Source organism: Flavobacterium sp. 270, from assembly GCF_004368785.1.
GTDB lineage: Bacteria > Bacteroidota > Bacteroidia > Flavobacteriales > Flavobacteriaceae > Flavobacterium.
Window position 1 is genome coordinate 604543 of the sequence record NZ_SODM01000003.1, and the last position, 22410, is coordinate 626952.

Consider the following 22410-nt stretch of genomic DNA (forward strand, 5'->3'; position numbering starts at 1 on the left):
AAATCTGTGCAAAGATAGGTTTATTCAGTCAATCGTTTATTTGAATTGCCTTTTATTTGGTAAAACGACTAATTTTCAGTAGTTAAACCAGCTGAAAATTAATCTCTTTCAAGGTTTGCTTTTATAAAATCAGTTACTAAATAACCAATTAATTTTCCAATCAAATTATTGTTTGGTGAATTGTCAAGATCTGGTGCTCCTTCGCAAATATGCAGATACGCCGCATTTTTATGCTGTGCAAAAAATGATACAAACTGGCGCAATTCTTCTACAGAAAAACCGCTGATTGTCATGGCACTGCTGGCAATATTAGGAATAGCATCCAAGTCAATTTCAATTCCGAAAGCATCATTTTTTATAAAATCCAGTGCATAAATCATTTCATTATTGAAATCCTTTTCCTTGCGGATATTTACACTGTCATACGTATTGTAACGTACGCGGTCTTCCAGCTTTTTTATAATATCTAAAACACTTTTTGAAGTATAATTTTCGTGTAAACCAAAAATAAAATATTTTTTTAAAAAACCTTCTTCATAAGCATAAGAGAATCCGTTACCGCTATGACGTCCTTCTAAAATTCTAAAATCAGAATGCGCATCAAAATTAATGGCGTTTATTGGTTTTCCTTTGGCCAAAGCCGAACCTTTAATATTTCCATAAGCATTATTATGACCACCGCCAATAATAATAGGTGTTTTTCCGGCCTTTATTATAGTAAAGATAATATGCGAAACTTCTTTATCGATTTTCTCGACAAGCTGACTTAATTTAGAACGGTCGTCGATATCGTTAAAATCCAAATTTTCAACCTCACGCATTTCATCCGCAACATTAATATGTCCCAAAACAATAATCTGGCTTCCTTTAGAAAAACGATTGTGCTGAATGTTGGCAATACTTTTTATAGCGCTTTCCCATGCAGATGCTGCTCCTGGTCTTCCGTAATTAGCGCGTACGCCAATATCTTCGGGAATTCCCAAAAGTACATACTTAGCTTCGCTCTCTTTAAGAAACTCGATTTTATCGATTCCTTTAGGAACCACAATCATTTTTTCTCCAAACTTTATTTCACCACTTCGATGATTTGTGACTTTTGCCAAATCATTAACAGTAAAAGGGATTAATTTCTCCATTAAAAAAATTTATTTTCCAAAAATAATATAATTGTATTAAGTTACGTTATTACCTTATATTAATTCTTAAATTTGTTTAAGAAAATTTTTTAAAAATATGGAAAACCCAAAGAACAACAACTCAAGTCTAAAAGCGGTAATCGCAGTTTTAGCAGTCCTACTTATTGGTAGCTTAGTGTATATTTTCAAACTTTCTTCTGATACAGAAGTAGTTAAAACAGAACTGACAACAAGTTTGACAGAGAAAGAATCTGTTATGAAAGATTTGCAGGAATTAAAATCCACTTACGACGCTGCAATCGCTGAAAACACTTCTATGTCTGACGAATTAATTCAAGAAAGAGATAAAGTAGTTGCTCTTATGGATGACTTGAACAAGTCTAAAGGAGATGTGTCTAAATTTAAATCTCAGGTTCAGGCAATGCAAGGTAAAATGAAAACTTTAGTTGCTGAAAACGACGAATTGAAAAAACAAAATGGTGTTTTAACAACTCAGAGAGATAGCACAATCGTAGTTTTGGGAGAATCTAAAAAATACAATGAAGTATTAGTTGGTCAAAACGAAGAATTGGCTAAAACTGTCGAAAAAGGATCTAAATTAACAATCTCGAATACAAAAACTGCAGCTTACAAAATGAGAAGCTCAGGAAAACAAATCGAGACTGACAAAGCAAGCCGTGCTGACGTTTTAAAAATCAGTTTTACAATTGCTGAAAATCAAATTGCAAAATCTGGAGATAAAACGTATTATGTACAAGTTATCGATTCCAAAAGCAATGTTTTAGGAGATAAGAAAACAGAAAGTTTTGGTGATAACACTTTAACTTACAGTTTTAAAACTACAGTACAGTACGAAAACAAATCTGTAAACGTTGTACAGGATCTTCCAGGTAAAGATTTCGCAAAAGGAACTTATTTCATTAATGTTTTTGATAACGATGAATTAGTTTCTAAAACTAGTTTCTCATTGAGATAATTAGCCGTCAGGGATAATAATACCACTAAAATATTAAAGGTCTGTGAGTTTCTCACAGACCTTTTTTGTATCAATTGTTTTTTAAATCAAAAAAGAAGAGGATTATTCTAAAATTTCACCTTCAACAAATACACTTTCGATTAAATTACTTCCAAAAGCATACGGAATCTGATAATAAGAAGAAATAGGTTTTGTCAGGATCAAATTGGCTTTTTTGCCTTTTGTAATACTTCCGTTAGTTGCAGAAACTCCCATTGCATACGCTCCGTTTAGGGTTGCAGCATTTATGGCTTCTTCAGGAGTCATTTTCATTTTGATACAAGCTGTTGCTACAACAAAATTCATATTTCCAGAAGGAGTAGAGCCGGGGTTAAAATCAGTTGCCAGAGCAATTGGTAAACCAGCTGTAATCATTTCGCGCGCAGGTGTATATGGAATGCTTAAAAAATAAGAACACGACGGTAAAGCAACAGGCATCGTTTCTGTGTTTTTTAAAGCTTCAATGTCTTCTGGGTTCATTACTTCGAGATGATCGACAGAAAGCGCTTTAAATTTGATTCCAGCCTGAATTCCTCCAATAGAATTAAATTGGTTTACATGAATTTTTGGAACTAAACCGTGTTGTATGCCGGCTTGCATTATTTTTTCGGTTTCTTCAACAGAAAAATAACCCGTTTCGCAAAAAACATCAACATAATCAGCGAGTTTATTTTGAGCAATTTCAGGGAGCATTTTAGTGATAATTTCATCAATGTACCCGTTTTTATTTTCTTTATAATGCGAAGGAAAAGCATGAGCGCCTAAAAATGTAGCTTTAATCGTAATTGGATAATTTGAAGCTAGTTTTTGAATAACGCGAAGCATTTTTAATTCACCTTCAACAGTTAAGCCGTAACCTGATTTTATTTCTACAGCTCCGGTTCCTAAACGCATAACTTCTTCTAAGCGAACTTTAGATTGCTCGTAAATTTCATCTTCTGAAGTTTCGTTCAGTTTTTTAGCCGAATTTAAAATCCCGCCGCCACGATTGGCAATTTCCTCGTACGAAAGTCCGTTTATGCGATCCACAAATTCTTGCTCGCGATTACCAGCATAAACAATATGCGTGTGGCTGTCGCACCAAGAAGGCAAAACAACTTTTCCAGTTGCGTCTATAACTTTATCCGCTTTGATTTCTGGAAGATTTTTCATTTCGCCGAAATCAGCAATAAGATTATCTTTTATCAGCAAAAAAGCATTTTTGATAGTTGGAAGAATAGCCATTTCTGCTCCCGAAACTTTAGAAACTGAAGTTTCACGAACCTGAAGCAATTCTTGTATGTTGATAATTAAAGTCGTCATTTTAAGGAGGTGTTATAAACACAAATTTCACAAATTATCACTAATAATTTAATTCGTGAAATTTGTGAAATTCGCGTTTTGATAAAGTTTCTAATTTATTCTGTAACCATAATTCCACAAAATCAGCACTACTAATTTAATTCGTGAAAATTTGTGAAATTCGTGTTTTGATAAAGTTTCTAATTTATTCTGTAGCCATAATTCCACAAAATCAGCACTAATAATTTAATTCGTGAAAATTTGTGAAATTCGTGTTTTGATAAAGTTTCTAATTTATTCTGTAACCATAATTCCGTAAAATCATCACTACTAATTTAATTCGTGAAAATTTGTGAAATTCGTGTTTTGATATCGTTTTCTAAATTCATTCTGAAACTGTTATTTCAAACATTTTCTCCCAATTTTTTCCGGTAACAAAAATAGTTTTAGTTTTAGGATTGTAAGCAATACCATTTAAAACATCTTCTTTGGAAATTTTACTGCTCATTTTTTTACGAAGATCAGTAAGGTTTAAAATTCCCTCAACAGCTCCGTTTGCCGGATTTACAACAGCAATTGCATCCTTAAACCAAACATTGGTATAGATTTTTCCGTTAATCCATTCCAATTCATTAATTGCCTTAATTTTTGATGCTCCCGAATATACATTAATATAGTCTATCATTTTTTGAGTTGCAGGATCCATTTTCCAAATCTTCTCCGTTTTATCGGTTTGATAAATATATTTACCATCATTTGTCATTCCCCAGCCTTCGATATCTTTATCGTAAGTAAATGTTTTTTCTAATTTTAATGTCTTGGCATCGTAAATAAAACCAGTTTTGTTTTGCCAGGTTAATTGAAATAATTTACCATTAATAAATGTAATTCCTTCTCCAAAATACTTTTTATCAAGATCAATTTGTTTGAAGATTTTTCCAGTTTTATAATCGTATTTTCTTAAATAAGAATGTTCTTCTTTTCCTGTACTTTCATATAAAGTATCATTGTGAAATTCCAGACCTTCGGTAAATGAAGCTGTATCGTGTGGAAATGTATTTACGATTGTAAATTTTAAAAGTTTTGGTTCAATATCCGAAACCAGTTCAATTCTTTGAGTGGCATCAGAAGAATCTCCACCGAAATAAACAGTCGCTTTTAGATACTGATATCCCAATTTTTGATCTTTCAAATCAAATTTAAATTTTTCTGCACCTTTAGTACTACCAACTTTTTTATCGTTTACAAAGTAAACTGTACTATCAATTTCTTTGGAATTTGGGTTTGAAATATTGAAAGAAACCGATTCTTTTGGTGTAAAATGAGCTGGAAAAGCAGAATCATCGATAGTAAATAAAGAATTTTCACCTTTTTTTGCACCGTTACATCCAATTAATGTTATTCCTAATAAAATGAAAGTTAGGAAGTTATATTTTTTCATAGTTAAAAATTTGAATAAGCCAATATACGACGATATTTTTATAGCAACAAAGCTCTTGCAAAAATATAAAAAGATTGTATATTTGCACCGGCAAGTCCTACACGACCAGCTCCTGCAGACTCCCCCAGGATGGGAACATAGCAAGGGTACGTGGTTGAGCGGTGCGATGTAGGTCGCTTGCCATTTTTTTATTTTTAGAATTATTTAATTTGTAATCTTCCCTTATCGGAAGATTTTTTTATTTTTGGACATTCCTAAACAATATAATTTACAACCTACATTATGAGCAAAGTCGTTTTAATTACCGGAGGATCATCAGGAATCGGAAAATCTATTGGTGAATTTTTACACCAAAAAGGTTACACAGTTTACGGAACCAGCCGAAATCCTGAAAAAGTACTCAATTCTATTTTTCCTCTTGTGGCTTTAGATGTTCGTAATGTTGAATCGATAAAATCTGCTGTTTCAAAAATTATTGCAAATACGGGACGTCTGGATGTTGTGATTAATAATGCTGGAGTTGGAATTACAGGACCTTTGGAAGAAATTCCGATGGAAGAAATCAAGAATAACTTCGAAACTAATTTCTTTGGCCCAATTGAGGTTATGAAAGCTGCACTGCCACAAATGCGTGAGCAAAAATCAGGCTTGATCATTAATATTACATCGATCGCCGGATATATGGGATTGCCTTACAGAAGCGTTTATTCAGCTTCTAAAGGTGCTTTAGAATTAATTACTGAAGCTTTGCGTATGGAAGTAAAATCCTTCGGAATTAATATTACAAATGTCGCGCCAGGTGACTTTGCTACTAATATTGCAGCTGGTCGTTATCATGCGCCGGTTATTTCAGGTTCTGCTTATGAGAAAGTTTACGGAGATACACTTTCGACAATGAACGACCATGTTGATGCAGGAAGTAATCCGAACGAAATGGCGGAAGCAATTTATAAAATTATGCAGGCTAAAAAGCCAAACGTTCATTACAAAGTTGGGGTTTTTATGCAGAAATTTTCAATTGTATTAAAACGTATTCTTCCTGATACGGTTTATGAGAAGATGTTGATGAATCATTATAAGTTGTAATTATTTCGGAAGATTTATTAGTTTCGATTTAATATCGCTAGCGCGAGCGTCCCGCTCGTGCCCGCAATCATTTTTATCAATGTTAATTATATCGTGTTTTCTAATTCTTTGCGTTCACGAGCGAGACGCTCGCGCCAGCATTCGTATATGTTATCATTAAAATAAATTCTAACAAACTGTTTTTCAAAAGACTTTTCTCTAACCTCCATTTATTTTGAATTAAAATTTTAAACCTTTACTTTTACCACTTCATATAATTATCGGAAATTGATTTTCTGATATTTATAATTCCACGTTTATATGTTGTAATTTTACAGCTGTCTGCGTGAGAGATAGGAGCAAACTACCGAAGTAGTGCTCCCGATAGTTATCGGGACGACCGCATTTACTTCAGGCGCGAATAAGCGGCTTGGTGAGTGCGCCTTTGGAAATGGGGTCAAGCCCCAATTATGAACACAATTAAATTTAAATAGATATGAAATTTTTTATTGACACAGCTAATTTAGCTCAGATTAAAGAAGCACAGGCTTTAGGTGTTTTGGATGGTGTAACTACAAATCCGTCGTTGATGGCGAAAGAAGGTATTACCGGAAAAGATAATATTTTGAAGCATTACGTTGACATTTGTAATCTTGTTGAAGGTGATGTGAGTGCTGAAGTTAACGCGCTGGACTTTGACGGAATGGTTAAAGAAGGTGAAGAATTGGCTGAATTGCATGACCAAATCGTGGTAAAACTGCCTATGACAAAAGAAGGTGTTATGGCTGCTAAATATTTTTCTGATAAAGGAATTAAAACTAACGTTACTTTAGTATTCTCTGCTGGTCAGGCTTTATTGGCTGCTAAAGCTGGGGCAACTTATGTTTCTCCTTTTATTGGTCGTTTGGATGATGTTTCTGTAGATGGTTTAAACTTGATTCAGGAAATTAGAGAGATTTACGATAACTACGGTTACGAAACTCAAATTTTGGCTGCTTCTGTTCGTCACACTATGCATATTGTAAACTGTGCTAAAATTGGTGCTGACGTTATGACTGGACCTCTTTCTGCTATTTATGGTTTATTGAAACACCCATTGACTGATATCGGATTAGCGCAGTTTGTTGCTGATTTCGAGAAAGGTAACAAGTAGTTTTTACTTAAATAATTATAATTAATCGCTGTTTTTTGTAAGAAAGACAGCGATTTTTTTTATTTTTATATGTTGTAAAACTCTGTATATGAAAAAGTTATTTATTATTTGGATGTTTTTAGGAGCTGTTTTACAGGTAAGTGCACAGGCTAAAGTAATAACTAGTGTAAATGAAGCAGGCGATGTTGCAACTTACGAACTGGATTGTTCAGTTAAGTTTCAGTCGCTGGCAAAAGGGCTGCGATATAATATTACAAGGCATGAGTTTAAAGGTCCTGAAATGAAAAATTCCTATCGGCTTATGTTGGTAATGGATGGATTTTATTCCAAAACGCTGAATAAGGAAATGACAATTTCTGCGGTGTTGAGTGACGGTACAATTTTGAAAACAAAAAAGGTCATTGAGGATGATGGTTTTTTTGACGGTGCTTGCACTTTAAGAATAAAAGATCCAAAAGCGCTTTTAGATGCTCATATCGATAAAATCATTGTTCATGCTGATAAAGATGTTATTTATACAATTTCGGATCAAAATAAGGCTTTGTTTAAAAAGAATTTGAAGGCTGTTATGACGGCGAAGTAATTTAAATTCCAAACTAATTGTCATTGCGAGGAACGAAGCAATCTCACTATAATGATACAAAGTTTAATTTGCAAATGAGATTGCTTTGTTCCTCGCAATGACGAGTACGAGCATAAAAAAAGTCCCGTTTTACAATGTAAAACGGGACTTTTTTTATGTTTTCTTAGAGAATTAGTGTCCTCCGCCTTCGCTGATTACATGGCTAACTCCTTGTTTTTTTAATATTTTAGGGCAATAGAAACCATAAAATGCTAAGTATGCAAAACCTAAAAGTGGTACAATGTAAGAGAAGTGTGTAAACGAGATACCCATAATTCCGTTTGGATTTGTAGCGTCTAAATCACAAATACTTCCTTGGATTAATGGAATTACACCACCACCAAGAATCATCATAATTAAGAATGAAGATGCTTTTCCTGTGTTTTTTCCTAATCCTGCGATCGCTAAATCGAAGATTGAAGGCCACATAATAGATAAGAATAAACCTCCTGAGATAAAGAAGAATTTAGCAATTTCCGGATTTGGCCAAGCCAATCCTAAAACCATCATTAATAGACCAGAAATTCCGAAAAGCATTAATGTTTTTCCAGCATTTTTTCCTCCTGCAAAACTTACTGCAATAAACAATAAAATCCAGAATGGGTAAATGTAGAATGAAGAAACATCGTGTGCCGCAAAAATATTAGCTCCGATAATTACTCCAAATCCTAAAGCAGGAACGATAAATTTAAGTGCAATATTTACAAGGTTTGAAGTGTTGAAAACGTTAACACCACCATTCCAACGGCCAATCATTAAACTTCCCCAGTATAATGCAATAAAAGGCGCAATAGCATCTTCTAAGATACTTCCGAATTCAGTCGTTTTTAATAAAGCTGGTAAATTACTAATGATTGTAACCTCAGTTCCTACGTAAATAAAGATTCCCAACATTCCTAAGTATAATTGTGGGTAATCTAAGATGTTGAATTTTGAATGTGCAACTTTTACTTCTTCTTCGTCAACTTTTGCAGGATCTTCGATCTTAGAAAAGTTCATGAAAACAGCTACTACGATAAAAGCAAGACCTAAAATGATAAACGGTAATTTGATATCTTCTAGAGAAAGGTTTGTTTTTTTGTTATCTCCCATTCCAAATAATGCAATTCCTAATAAGATTGCACCAATTGTTGTTCCGAAAGAGTTTACACCTCCAGCCAATGTTAAACGGTGCGCTCCAGTTTCTGGACTTCCCATTTTAATTGCTAAAGGGTTTGCTACAATCTGCTGAATTGAAAATCCTAAACCAACAGTAAATAAAGCTGTTAAGAAGAAAGGAAAACTTTGCATTGTTGCAGCCGGAACGAATAAAAATGAGCCTACAGCAGAAAGGAGTAGTCCTGCAGAAAGTGTTTTTTTGTATCCGAATTTTTGTAATACATCTGATTTTAGTGATACTAAAAAGAAGATAATTGATCCAACAAAGTATGCTGCATAAAAAGCCCAGGCAACTAATTGTGACTGAACTTGTGATAAAGTAAATACTTTTTTGAACACTGGAATAAGGATATCATTGGCTGAACCAACAAACCCCCAAAAAAAGAAGACGATTATCAACGAGATAAACTGCCCCCATTTGGTTTGTACATTTTCTGAACTCATAATAGAAGTAAGGTTAATTTTTATTTAATATGTTTTTTGAAGACCGTAAATATATTTGTTAGACGTATCAAAAAAAAATTATTAGACAGAAATAATGTTAAATTTAAACGAACGACAGTATTTTTTCAACAAAGTGTTAGTTTTTAAGGTATTAAAAATTGGAGTTTTTCGCCCTTTTTTACTCCAAAATCTTGTTTTTTACTTCTTTACTGTAGTTTCTGCCAATAGGAATGGTGTAGGATTGTATCTGAATACGGTTTCCTTCTATAGATTTGACCTTGTTTAGCGCAATTACGTAAGATTTATGAATGCGCAGGAAGCGGTCGGCAGGTAATTCTTCAGACAATGATGTCAAAGATTTGTGTGTTATGTAAGTTTTATCTGGTGTTACAACTTTAATGTATTCTTTCATTCCTTCGATGAATAATATTTCTTCAATATTAATTTTCATCATTTTTTTGTCCACCTTAATAAAAATATGAGAATCGCCTTTTGTGGTTTCTACTTTTATATTGTTTTTTAGGTTAAACTCGGTTGTGATTTTATTTATGCATTTTATAAAACGTGGTAACGGAATTGGTTTTACTAAATAATCTAAAACATCAAGATCATAACTTTCTGCTGCAAATTCTCTAAATGCAGTTGTAATGATTACTTTGGTTTTGTTTTCGATTAAACTAATCAATTCAAATCCGGTCATCATTGGCATATTGATATCCAGAAATACGGCATCGACAGGAGTACTGTTGATAAAATCCAGCGCTTCCAGAGAATTATTGAATGTAGCAACGACTTCAAAATCTGTAAAATTGGTAAAATAATTTTGCAGGACTTTGATAGCTAATGGCTCATCATCAATCAACACGCATTTAATTTTCATTATCAATAGGTATTTGTAATCGGATTATATAGTAGTTGAGTTTTGTTGAATGTTTTAAACTGAAATTGTTTTTGTAAATAAGCTTTAATCTTTTCTTGGTATTAATGAGTCCGATACCACCTTTATGATTAATATTTTGTGAAATTACAAAATTATTTAGGATTTCAAAATCTAACATTTTATTATCAATAACTTTACAGTTGATTTTAATTTTTAGGTTTCGGTTGTTTAATCCGCCATGTTTAAAGGCGTTTTCTACCAATGAAATAAAGATTAGCGGCGGTACAACAATATCCTCGATATTAGATTCAAGATTGATTGTAACTTCCACATTTTCAAAACGTAACTTTTCGATTTCGATATAATTCTGAATGTAATCAATCTCTTTTATCAGCGGAACATATTTAGTTCCTTTTACATCATACAAAACATATTCCATCAAATTAGATAATTTAATAATTACGTCCGGAACTTTATTAGAAGATTCCAAAGACAGCGCATATAAATTATTTAAGGTATTGAAAAAGAAATGCGGCTGAATCTGATTTTCCAGATATTTCAACTTGATCTTAAATTGGTTTTCTCTTAGTGAACGATTTCTTTCACGTTCTCTCAGCCAGGTTAAAGTAAGATAAACTGAAGATGCCATAGCAAGCACATACAATTCTCCAATACAAACGGCTACAATGTGATTGATTTCAAATGGATGATATTCACGATTGGCTTCAGGCCAGATATTTTCGGATATAATATAATAGGTAAGAGCGGTTTTTAATAAATAAATTCCAAACAAACTTATTAGTAATGCAATGGTATATTGAATGTATTTCTGTTTTAAAACAAATTTTGGAACTAAAACAAAAAGATTAAAATAGACTAAAGGTATATGAAGCGAGAATTCAATAAGATTGGATTTGAAAGAATAAGGATAATCATTAAAATAAGCTCCCCATCTTAAAAAATTTAGTGTAAAATAACTTCCCCAAAACCAAAAGTGATTTTGCAGTTTGATATCAAATTTTAATTTTTGAATTTCTTTCAATTTAAAGTTGAATTGGCGTTTTGAGTTTATTGGACCTTTAATGTAATTATTGTGCAACTTTAAACAATTAGTTGCTAAATGACAATTTTTTTGAATAAAATTTTATAAAAAAAGCTAAAGTGTAATTTATTTTTTAAGTATAACGTTTTCGAAAAACGTAATGTTGATTGTTTTGTGTCGTTTGTTTAAACAATGGTGCTGTTTGTTTAAAAAGTTTTATTTATGTTAATTTTAACAATAATTTTATCGCTTAACTAACAAAACCATGATAAAAATGAAACAAAAAGTGTTAATTATCTTGATTGCTTTTACGACCCAGTTTGCGCTGGCGCAAGTAAAAACAGTTAAAGGATTGGTGACCGATCATCGCGGATTACCGTTACCGGGAGTAACAGTTCTTATTGAAGGAACGGTAAAAGCCAGTCAGACAGATTACGATGGAATGTACAGCATTCAGGCATCAAAAGGAGATGTTTTAGTGTTTTCGTACATTGGGTTTAAAACTACAAAAGCAACCGTTAACGACGGAGCTCAGGTAAACGCGTCTCTTACAGAAGATGCACAGAATCTTAACGAAGTTGTTGTAACGGCTTTGGGTATTAAAAGACAAAAGAAGGAACTGGGTTATGCAGTACAGGATGTAAAAGGAGACCAGTTAAGCAAAGTAATTACAACTAATGTGGCAACGGCACTTTCTGGGAGAGTTGCCGGTGTTGATGTTTCTATTCCTGCAACGGGTGTGGGCGGAAGTACAAGAGTAATTATTAGAGGTATTTCGAGTATAGGCGAAAGTAATCAGCCGCTTTATATTGTAGATGGAGTTCCGATTGATAATAGTGGTTTGTCTAACGACAGCGCGGCAACAAGTAAATGGTTTGACGGAAGAGACAGTGGAGACGGTATCTCGAGCATCAACCCAAATAATATCGAAAGTCTTACGGTATTAAAAGGTGCGGCTGCTGCGGCATTATACGGATCTAGAGCATTAAACGGTGTAATTTTAATTACTACTAAAAAAGGAAGCAAAGGAAAACTTCAGGTCGAATTAACCAGCGGCGTGAACTTTGACCGAGTAAATGCTAAATACAATGATTATCAAACGGAATATGGTACAGGATCAAACGGTATTTTACCAGATCCGGCAAAAGCGCCTTCAGAAATTTATGGTTACACTACAAATGCATGGGGACCTAAATTTTCAGAAACTGTAGGACAACAGGTTAAAATATTTGATGGTTCAATGAGACCGTATGCCAAAGTAGATAATAATATTCAGGATTTCTTTAGAACTGGATTCACAACTACAAACGGAATTGCAGTTTCTGGCGGAAGCGACAATGCATTTGTTCGTTTTGGATATAATAATCTTAAAAACGATGATGTAATTCCGGGTTCTGGTTTAGAAAGAAACGATGCAAGTTTAAATGCTACTTTAAAATCAGACAAATTTACTTTGGATGCCAACGTAAATTATATGGTTGAAAATACAGACAACAGACCAGGTTTAGGAGATTCTCCAAATAACGTTGGATATTCTTTAAGCGGTTTAGCACCAAATATTGATCAGGCATGGCTTCAAAATGCTGTAAATCCAGTAGATGGTTCAATGTACCAATGGAACAACAATGTGTATTTATTAAATCCATATTGGGTTGTAAACGAAAACCATAACTCGTCTAAGAAAAATCGTTTTATGGGGAATGTTACAGGAACATATCAGCTTAAAAAATGGGTTGGTTTAACTTTTAGAACTGGTTTAGATACTTATACTTTTGGTTCAAAAGATTTTATGGCAAAAGGAAGTACTTGGCCAGGAAGAGATCTTGGTTATTTAGGATTAGAAAACATAACCGTTTCAGAACAGAATACGGATATCATAGCTACTTTCAGTGAAATTAAATTGGCAAAAGATTTAACTTTCTCAGGTATCTTAGGTACAAGTAGAAGAGATTTTAGAAGATCAGCAAATTCAAGATTTGGAACAAATATTATTGAGCCAGGTACAGAATATATAAGTAACTTCTCAAATCAAACTGAAAATGCGCCACTAGAAACCAAAACAAGAACAAATTCGGTTTATGGTTCTGCAAAACTAGATTATAAAGGATATTTATATGCCGAGTTTACAGGAAGAAACGATTGGTTTAGCGTTATTAATAGTGGTGATAACAGTGCTTTTTATCCTGCAGGTTCATTAGGATTTATTTTCTCTGATGCTCTGGGGCTTCAAAGTGATACATTCTCTTATGGTAAATTAAGAGGATCTTGGGCTCAGGTTTCAAATGCACCGGGAGCTTATAAAAATGCTTTAAATTATACTACTTATTCTTCTTATAATGGAGGTAGTGTTGTAAACATTAAAAATACAGCGGCGCCAAATGCTAATTTAACGTACCAATCTAAAACAGGAGTTGAATTTGGTCTTGAAACAGCTTTCTTTAAAAACAGATTAAAAGCCGATATTACGGTATACCGTGAAGATACATCAGATCAAACACTTGATTTACCTTCTTCTGCAACTTCAGGTTACGAATTTCTTTCTGTTAATGCTGGGAAATTACGTAATGAAGGTATAGAGGTATTCTTGTCTGGTACACCAATTAAAACAAAAGATTTTGAATGGGGAATTGATTTGAACTTTTCGAAAAACAAAAACTCTATTATTTCTCTTCATCCGCAAATTGACACGTATACAATTTCAGAAGCGCGTTGGGCTGGTGCAGCAATTGTTGCGCAGGTTGGAGGTCAATACGGAACTATTATTGGTAAAGATTTCGAAAGAACACCTTCTGGGGAAATGATAGTTGGTGCAAACGGTCTGCCTGTTTACACAGATGCTAAAGTTGCTTTAGGAAAAGGTCTTCCAGACTGGTCTGCAGGTTTAACCAACCGTTTTTCTTATAAAGGAATTACACTTCAGTTCTTGATTGATATGAAATTTGGAATGGATGTATATTCTATGACCAACTCACTTGCTGCGCAAAAAGGACTTCTGGATGTTACGACAGAAGGAAGAGATGCTTACAATGCTGCAAGAGCACAAGCAGTTGCAAATGATCCAAACTTTAGTCAGGCGACTTGGATTCCTACAGCAGGTTATGTAGCAAATGGAGTAGTAAATACTGGAACAGAAGCTAATCCTGTTTATGTAAAAAATACAACTCCTGTAAACCCTCAGGATTACTGGACATCAGTATTTAATAATACACCAGCGCCATTTATTTATGATGCTTCTTATGTAAAACTTAGAGAGGTAAGTTTAGGATATTCAATTCCTAAAAGTGTTTACAGCGGTGCAAAAATTAGCTCGATCTACATTTCGGCATTCGCAAGAAATCTATTGACTTTTAATAAAGATTTACCAAACATTGATCCTGAGTCTATGTACACTTCAGGAAACGGACAAGGTTTTGAGTATGGTTCATTGCCATTTAGAAAATCGTATGGTTTTAATATTAAAGTTACATTCTAAAAAAAGAAATTATGAAATTTAAACATATAATAACAGCCATACTTGCAGCATATACGGTGGTTGGCTGTACAGAAAACTTTGACGCACTGGAGAAAGATCCAGTGGCGTTATCTTCAAATCCTGCAGGCCAGCTTTCCTTTGCTCAATTGTGCATGTCTGGAGATGGATATTACCAATGGAGAGCCAATCTGATTTATTCAGGAGGATTTGTGCAGCATTATGCAGGTGCATGGAACGTAACAGAGTTTGGTAGTAAATTCAAAAAAAATGATGACTATGCAACGGCACTTTGGAGAAATGGATATTCTAATGAAATGAAAGGCATTGTTGATGTTATTGAAAAAACCAGTGCAAATCCTGAATCTGTAAATATGAATGCGGTTGCCAAAATTATGAGAGTAATGATCGCACAGCGTATTACAGATATGTATGGAGATGTTCCTTATTCTGAGGCAGGACAAGGTTTTTCTAAAGGGATTGTAACTCCTAAATATGACAAACAACAAGATATTTATAATGCCTTTTTTAAAGAATTAGATGAAGCTTTTACACAGTTAAGTGCTGGCGGAGGCGATGTAAAAGGGGATTTGTTTTATAATGGAGATATTACAAAATGGAAAAAATTGGCCAACACAATGCGTTTACGTCTGGCAATGAGAATATCTGAAGTAAGCCCTGTTGAAGCAGAAAAACAAGCCAAAGCCGCATTGGCAAATGGTGTTTTTGAAAGCAATGCAGACAATTGTATCATGCATCATTTAGATTTTCCGTTTAATGATACTCCGGGAGCATTAGATTTTAGAGGTAACGGATTATCATACGCTTTTATCGGAAACGAAAATGGCGATCACTTTAGTTCTTTAATGATTGATTATTTAAGAAATAACGGAGATCCAAGATTAACCATGCTTGCTACTGCTAAAACAGGAGGAATGAACTGGGGAGCGCCAGCACCGGGAGAAGAATTGTATGTTGGTAATACTCCGGGAGTTTTTCAATGGGAAATGCCGGGCGGATCAAATGCGATTTCTGGTATTCAGCCTTATTTAAAATTGAAAACAACTCCTTTTATACATGTAACGTATTCAGAATCTCAATTATTATTAGCAGAAGCAGCTTTTAGAGGCTGGGTTGCTGGTGTAGCTGGAGATTATTACAAAAAAGGAGTAGAAGCAGGTATCAAACAATTAGAAGTTTATGGAGCGCCTGCAGCAAGTCAGACCAGTATCAATACTTATTTAGCTGCCAAACCTTTAGTGGCAGGAAAAGAGAAAGAGCAAATTGCAACACAACTTTGGGTTACGTATTTATTTAATAGTATAGAAGCCTATTCAAACTGGAGAAGAACAGGATATCCGCATTTATTGCCAATAACCAATCCAGATTCTGAAACAGGAGGCGTAGTGCCAACCCGTTTGTATTATCCAAATGATGAAATGCAGAAAAATCAAGCCAATTATTTAGATGCTTTATCAAGAATGGGAGGCAAAAATGAATGGACAAATAAAGTTTGGTGGGATGTAAACTAAATCAATCCTAAAATATAGAATTATGCCTAATAAGGTGCTGTTTCAAATCTAATTAAATTAAAAACAACAAGTTTAAATTAAAAATTATGATAAAAAATAAAGCCTTATTAGGCATTCTCTTTTTTATAAGTTCACTCATTTCAGTTTACAGTTGTACATCAAAAGATTCCGATAGAGATGATACAAAAATAAAAACCGCTCGTGTTGTAGGCTATTTATCATCGGATAATACTAATAAAATGACATCCATTCCGTTTTGCAAATTAACACATCTCAATGTTGCCTTTGCTAATCCGGATAAAAACGGAAATATCATTTTTACAGGAGATATAGACGGACTTATTAAATATGCTAAATCTGTTAACCCAAATATTATAATAAGTATTTCTCTAGCAGGAGGAGTAATTTCAGAAGAACAAGCTTCCAATTGGTCTTTATTAATTGATAAACCTGAAAACAGACCGGCCTTTATTCAAAACATACTAAACTTTGTAGAACTTCATAAACTAGACGGTGTAGATGTAGATTTAGAATGGAATGCTGTAACATCTGGCTATAGCGGTTTTGTTTTAGAATTAAGAAAAAGTCTTACCGAACATAAAAAAATATTAACTGCAGCATTGCCTAATAATTCTCGTTTTGAAAATATAACTGCATCGGCATTAAATGCGTTCGATTTTTTAAACATAATGGCTTATGACAGCACAGGCCCGTGGACGCCAAACAATCCAGGTCAGCACAGTTCTCTGGATTTTGCGAAAGAAGGAATAAACTTTTGGCACAAACTGCAAAATGTTCCAAGCGAAAAACTAACATTAGGAGTACCTTTTTATGGTTATAATTTTACGTTTACACCCGTTACCAGTTCTACATACAGTCAAATTGTACAGGCTGGAACTCAATTTGCAGATCAGGATGAGGTTGGCAAAATATATTATAACGGAAGACCAACAATTGCAGCAAAAGTAGAATATGCAGCACAAAATACTGGCGGTATAATGATTTGGGAACTCGCACAAGATTCTTTTGATGAATATTCGCTTTTAGAAGTCATTCATAAAAAATATAACGAATTAAAGATTAAGACTACAACGCTTTGTGGCAATTAGAAATGCTGCAAACGACATTATTTTTCCTCCAAACAACAATTTCTAAAATAAGCCGGAATATTAAAATGTTATGTTAAAGATTTATAGAATATAAGATTTTAATAGTTTGATAAGTCTATAAGTGATTGTCTTTAAAGGGGTTGTTGAATTTTTGCATTGTTTAGTGAATTAGCTAATTTGTTGAATATAATTCGGAATAATAACGAAAAGTCGGAAATATATTAATTTGAAAACGTTTTCGTACAACGCATTATTGAATGATTTATGTCGTTTGTTTAAACTTTAAAGCCGTTTGTATAATTTATTTTTTTTAACAATACCTTAAGAATAATTTTACGTCATAACTAACAAAATAAATAAAACATGAAAAAAATTTTCTTAATCTTTATGATTGTTTTTACGGCGCAGGTTTCGCTTGCACAAGTAAAAAATGTCAAAGGTGTGATTACAGATTCTGATGGGATGCCGTTGCCAGGGGCATCTGTTGCTGTGCAGGGAGGTCAAAAAGGAACTTCTACAGATTTCGACGGATTGTATGCAATTGAGGCACAGAAAGGACAAACATTAGTTTTTACCTATGTTGGTCTAGAAACACAAACTATAGTTGTAGGTGATGCGGCTACAATTAATGTAAAAATGCAGCCAGCAGCATCAAATGCATTAAATGAAGTTGTAGTAACTTCGTTAGGTATTAAGAAATCAAGAAAATCTTTAACATACGCAGCTCAGGAACTTAAAGGAGAAGAGCTTACACGTGTAAAAGATGCCAACGTTATTAACACAATTGCGGGTAAAATTGCCGGTGTTGCTGTAACAAAAAGTGCTGGTGGTACTGGTGGATCTACAAAAGTAGTTATCCGTGGTAACTCCTCAGTAACAAACAATCAGCCTTTATATGTTATCGATGGTATCCCAATGTTGAACACAGGTTCAGGACAGCCAAATGATACATTTGGTAGTTTATCTGGAGGTAACCGTGATGGTGGAGATGCTATCTCATTAGTAAATCCTGATGATTACGAAGGAATGACAGTTCTTAAAGGAGCAGCAGCTTCTGTATTGTACGGTTCTCAAGGAGCAAACGGAGTAATTTTACTTTCATCTAAAAAAGCTAAAGAAGGAAAATCAAGTCTTACGGCTTCATCTGTAACTACTTTTGAAACTGCAGCTTATTTACCAAAATTTCAAACAGATTATATTGCTAATGTAGGTGAAGATGAAACTTGGGGAGCGAAACAAAAAACTAAAGATCACGTAAAAGATTTCTTTAATACAGGAACTACACAAATTACGTCTTTAGGATATTCTACGGCATCTGCTAATTCTTCTACAGCATTATCTTATGCTAATACATCTGGAACAGGAATTATTCCGGGTAACAGTATTAAGAAAAACAATTTTGGTATTCGTCAGACTGCTAAGTTTTTTAATGATAAATTGGTAATGGGTGTAAATGCAAACTACACAACTCAATCTATTGCTAATAAACCAGTAAATGGTCTTTATTTCAATCCTCTAACAGGTGTTTATTTAATGCCAAGAGGAAATGATTTCGAATTCTACAAGAATAACTTCGAAATTTTTGATCCAAACAGAAACTTAATGGCTCAAAACTGGATGACAAACAGAGATATTATGCAAAACCCATATTGGGCAATCAACAGAAATAAATCTGAAGACACAAATAATTTTTTTAATGGTGCAATAACTGCTTCTTACAAAGCAAATAACTGGTTAACAATTGCTTCAAGATACAGTTATAATAGAATTGAAAGTACTTTTGATAAAAAAATATTCGCTACAACTCAAGGAACTTTATCTAACGCAAATGGTAGATATATTAACGAAAATTCTTTAAGCACACAGCGTTATGCAGATTTAATCGCTACAATCAATACAAAGTTTACAGACGATTTATCATTTACTGCAAACGTTGGTACTAGTATAACAAACACATTATCAAATCAAAAAACAATTTTAGATTCTGGAATCGGTGGAGGATTAACACTTGCTAACTGGTTTACACTTCATAATTTTGTAAACAATACAGGAAACTACCAAACAATTGATTCTAAAAGAGAAGTACAATCTGTATTTGCAACTACAACTTTTGGATATAAAGAAATGTTATATTTAGATCTTGCAGCTAGAAATGACTGGTCATCTACATTGGTTAACACAGACAGCGCAGGATATTTTTACCCATCTGTTGGTTTAACAGGTATTCTTAGCGAAATGTTTACAATGCCAGAAGCAATTAACTTTGCTAAAGTTAGAGCAACTTATGCTCAGGTTGGTAACGACGTTTCTGCTTTCGTAACAAGTCCTGTAAATTATTTCCTTCCTAACATTCCAGGTACACAACCTCAGGTTGGAGTACAAAGAGGAACTACTTTAAAACCAGAATTAAAATCAGAATACGAATTTGGTACAGAGTGGAGATTGTTTAACAACAGATTAGGTTTTGAACTTTCTTACTACAGCTCTGAAACAAAAAATCAATATTTACAAGTTATCGCTCCAGAAGGAAATCCAGAAGGAGTTAAATTCTACGGATTTAATGCAGGAAGTATTGAAAATAAAGGTTTTGAGATCGTAGTAAATGCAGGAATTGTTAGAAACGATAAATTCTCATGGGATACTTCTGTAAACTTCTCTCAAAACAAAAATAAAGTAAAAGAACTTCCAGATTCATTAGGAGGAAGAGTTAACCTTACAGATCCAGGAGTAAACAACTACCAATACTCTTTAGTTGAAGGAAGACCGTTTGGAGTTATCATGGGTAAAACAATTTTGAAAGATGCTCAAGGCAGAATTTTATTAAATGCAGACGGAAATCTTCAAAATAACGGATCAGAGTTTGTTGAAGTTGGAAACTCAAATCCAGATTTCATGTTAGGTTTTTCTAACTCTTTTAAAGTAGGTCCTTTCTTTGCTAATGTTTTAATTGACGGACGTTTTGGTGGTGAAGTAATGAGTATGACTCAAGCACAAAATGATTATTTTGGAGTTTCTAAAGCTACAGGAGATGCTAGAAATGCAGGAGGAGTTGCAATAAACGCAATTATGCCTGACGGTACTCCGGTTACTACTATGGATGCAAAACAATATTACAAAACAGTTGGAGGAAGAGACGGAATTACAGGCGAATATGTTTACAATGCTACTAATGTAAGTGTAAGAGAAATATCTGTAGGATATACTTTTAATCCTAAAAAACTTCCTGTTTTTCAAACAGCTAGTATTTCATTAATTGCCAGAAACTTATTCTTTATTTATAAAGACGCTCCATTTGATCCAAATATCGGATTAAGTACAGGAGAAGGCTTGCAAGGTGTTGATATTTATGGTTTACCATCTACTAGAAGTATCGGTCTTAATTTAAATGTAACTTTCTAAATTTAAACAAAATGAAATTAAAAAATATAAAAACAACAGCTGTCTGTATTTCATTACTTGCTGCAGTAGGTTGTACAGATAATTTTGAGGATATAAACACCAATCCTAACGGCTTTAGTCAAGAGCAGTTAGAGCAGGATTTTAATCACATCAAAGGAGGATTTGCTCCGATGTTTAACAACATTCAGGTTTTAGGTAATCAAAGAGAAGATCAATACCAATTACAACAAAACTTAAACAGTGATGTTTGGTCGGGTTATATGGCTACGCCAACTGGTTTTAGATCAGGAAGTAACAATACTACTTACGATTTAGTTGACGGATGGAACGGTGCTATCTGGAGTAATGCTTATCCTAACGTAATGTTTAATGCATACGATATTGCAAACAAAACAAAAGGTAAATACGATCAGTTTTATGCACTTTCTCTTATCATAAAAGTAGAAGGAATGCACAGAGTTACAGACATTTTTGGACCTATTATCTATTCTCAATATGGTAAAGAAGCACCAATTCTTTACGATTCTCAAGAAGAGGTTTACAACCAAATGTTTGCTGAATTAGATATTGCTGTTACCGAATTAACAAAAAGAGTAGATGCAGGAGAAGCGACAGTTTTTGCAAGCACAGATTTATCAGGTTACAAAGGAGATTACAAACAATGGGTAAAATTTGCTAATACATTACGTTTAAGATTAGCAATGCGTATTGTAAAAATAAAACCAGACGTAGCTAAAGCACAGGCTGAAAAAGCAATCGCACAAAAATTTGGAGTAATGACTACTAATGCAGACGCATTTAAAATTGTATCTCCAGACTTTACAAATCCTATCGCTACAATTAGTGGTTCTTGGTTAGACATTCGTATGTCTGCAGATATGGAGTCTATCCTAAAAGGATATAATGACCCTAGAATCGCAGCTTATTTTGATACATCAGTTCAGTTTCCGGGGCAATACAAAGGTATCCGTACCGGTATTGCAATTGGAGGAAAAGGAGATCACCAGGACTTTTCTGGTATCGGTTCTGTTGTAAGATCAAAAGAAATCTATTTAATGACAACTGCAGAAGCTTATTTCTTAAGAGCTGAAGGAGCATTAAGAGGATGGAACATGGGTGGTGATGCAAAAACATTCTACGAATTAGGTATTCAGACTTCATTTGATCAAAGAGGAGCTTCAGGAGCAGCGGTTTATATTGCAGACAATGTAAAATTACCAGTAGCATATACAGATCCTGGTTTTCCAGTAAACAATGCAGCACCGGTAAATAATGTAACAATTGCTTGGGATGCTGCGGCAACTAACGAAGTAAAATTGCAAAAAATTATTACTCAAAAATGGATTGCTGGTTTCCCAGAAGGACAAGAAGCTTGGTCTGATTACAGAAGAACAGGATATCCAAAATTGTTCCCTGTAGTTCTTAACACAAGTGGAGGAAAAATTTCTACAGCACTTGGAGTAAGAAGAATCAACTTTGTGCAAACAGAGATTGCAAACAATAAAGCAGGTGTAGATTCTGGAGTTTCTAAATTAGGAGGTCCTGATACAGGAGCAACTAGACTTTGGTGGGACACAACTGCTCCGAATTTCTAATAAGAAAGAAAAAAAAGAATATAAGTTTGGTTAGTAAATGGTACAAGTAATGCGAGTTGCTTGTACCAT

General features: G+C 33.9%; 15 protein-coding genes and 1 other RNA gene. 10 read left to right on the forward strand and 6 right to left on the reverse strand.

The window, feature by feature from the left end; genetic code table 11:
- Positions 1–98: 98 nt before the first annotated feature.
- A complete protein-coding gene (locus EV144_RS14190) occupies positions 99–1136 on the reverse strand; it encodes a formimidoylglutamase (RefSeq protein ID WP_134149787.1) in 1038 nt (345 codons plus the stop codon).
- Between the two features lie 97 nt (positions 1137–1233).
- On the opposite strand from EV144_RS14190, the gene EV144_RS14195 reads away from it, so the two are divergent.
- Positions 1234–2112, forward strand: coding sequence for a hypothetical protein (locus tag EV144_RS14195; protein WP_134149789.1), 879 nt, complete (start codon positions 1234–1236; stop codon positions 2110–2112).
- A 102-nt stretch (positions 2113–2214) separates the two neighbouring features.
- On the opposite strand, the gene hutI is transcribed toward EV144_RS14195, so the two are convergent.
- Both hutI and EV144_RS14205 read right to left on the reverse strand, forming a co-directional pair.
- Positions 2215–3453, reverse strand: coding sequence for an imidazolonepropionase (gene hutI / locus EV144_RS14200; protein ID WP_134149791.1), 1239 nt, complete (start codon positions 3451–3453; stop codon positions 2215–2217).
- Positions 3454–3817: 364 nt separating this feature from the next.
- Positions 3818–4873, reverse strand: coding sequence for a glutaminyl-peptide cyclotransferase (locus EV144_RS14205; protein ID WP_134149793.1), 1056 nt, complete (start codon positions 4871–4873; stop codon positions 3818–3820).
- 88 nt (positions 4874–4961) lie between these two features.
- Between EV144_RS14205 and ffs the strand changes: the two genes are divergently transcribed.
- The 4 genes from ffs to EV144_RS14225 all read left to right on the forward strand — a co-directional run bounded on the left by ffs (position 4962) and on the right by EV144_RS14225 (position 7674).
- An RNA gene (gene ffs, locus EV144_RS14210) (signal recognition particle sRNA small type) lies at positions 4962–5059 on the forward strand.
- Between the two features lie 96 nt (positions 5060–5155).
- Positions 5156–5959 carry an SDR family oxidoreductase gene (locus tag EV144_RS14215; protein WP_134149794.1) on the forward strand — a complete coding sequence of 268 codons (804 nt, stop codon included), beginning with the start codon at positions 5156–5158 and terminating at the stop codon, positions 5957–5959.
- A 475-nt stretch (positions 5960–6434) separates the two neighbouring features.
- Positions 6435–7091 (forward strand): fructose-6-phosphate aldolase, encoded by a 657-nt coding sequence (gene fsa, locus EV144_RS14220; RefSeq protein ID WP_134149796.1) that lies wholly within the window; start codon positions 6435–6437, stop codon positions 7089–7091.
- Between the two features lie 88 nt (positions 7092–7179).
- Positions 7180–7674, forward strand: coding sequence for a hypothetical protein (locus tag EV144_RS14225; protein WP_134149797.1), 495 nt, complete (start codon positions 7180–7182; stop codon positions 7672–7674).
- A gap of 171 nt (positions 7675–7845) precedes the next feature.
- Here the strand turns inward: EV144_RS14225 and EV144_RS14230 are convergent, their stop codons facing one another.
- The 3 genes from EV144_RS14230 to EV144_RS14240 all read right to left on the reverse strand — a co-directional run bounded on the left by EV144_RS14230 (position 7846) and on the right by EV144_RS14240 (position 11237).
- Positions 7846–9315 (reverse strand): MFS transporter, encoded by a 1470-nt coding sequence (locus tag EV144_RS14230; RefSeq protein ID WP_134149799.1) that lies wholly within the window; start codon positions 9313–9315, stop codon positions 7846–7848.
- A gap of 178 nt (positions 9316–9493) precedes the next feature.
- Positions 9494–10195, reverse strand: a complete 702-nt coding sequence (locus tag EV144_RS14235) for a LytR/AlgR family response regulator transcription factor (protein WP_134149800.1) — start codon at positions 10193–10195, stop codon at positions 9494–9496.
- Positions 10185–11237, reverse strand: coding sequence for a sensor histidine kinase (locus EV144_RS14240; RefSeq protein ID WP_134149802.1), 1053 nt, complete (start codon positions 11235–11237; stop codon positions 10185–10187). The genes EV144_RS14235 and EV144_RS14240 overlap by 11 nt, the downstream gene beginning before the upstream one ends.
- Before the next feature lie 274 nt (positions 11238–11511).
- On the opposite strand from EV144_RS14240, the gene EV144_RS14245 reads away from it, so the two are divergent.
- The 5 genes from EV144_RS14245 to EV144_RS14265 all read left to right on the forward strand — a co-directional run bounded on the left by EV144_RS14245 (position 11512) and on the right by EV144_RS14265 (position 22341).
- Positions 11512–14709 (forward strand): SusC/RagA family TonB-linked outer membrane protein, encoded by a 3198-nt coding sequence (locus EV144_RS14245; RefSeq protein WP_166670577.1) that lies wholly within the window; start codon positions 11512–11514, stop codon positions 14707–14709.
- A gap of 11 nt (positions 14710–14720) precedes the next feature.
- Complete coding sequence (locus EV144_RS14250; protein WP_134149806.1) at positions 14721–16238, forward strand: SusD/RagB family nutrient-binding outer membrane lipoprotein; 1518 nt, start codon at positions 14721–14723, stop codon at positions 16236–16238.
- Positions 16239–16324: 86 nt separating this feature from the next.
- The gene (locus EV144_RS14255) at positions 16325–17347 is read left to right on the forward strand and encodes a glycosyl hydrolase family 18 protein (protein WP_134149807.1); all 1023 of its coding nucleotides are present in this window, start codon (positions 16325–16327) and stop codon (positions 17345–17347) included.
- 363 nt (positions 17348–17710) lie between these two features.
- The gene (locus tag EV144_RS14260; RefSeq protein WP_134149809.1) at positions 17711–20746 is read left to right on the forward strand and encodes a SusC/RagA family TonB-linked outer membrane protein; all 3036 of its coding nucleotides are present in this window, start codon (positions 17711–17713) and stop codon (positions 20744–20746) included.
- 11 nt (positions 20747–20757) lie between these two features.
- The gene (locus EV144_RS14265; protein ID WP_134149810.1) at positions 20758–22341 is read left to right on the forward strand and encodes a RagB/SusD family nutrient uptake outer membrane protein; all 1584 of its coding nucleotides are present in this window, start codon (positions 20758–20760) and stop codon (positions 22339–22341) included.
- The last annotated feature ends 69 nt before the right edge of the window (positions 22342–22410 follow it).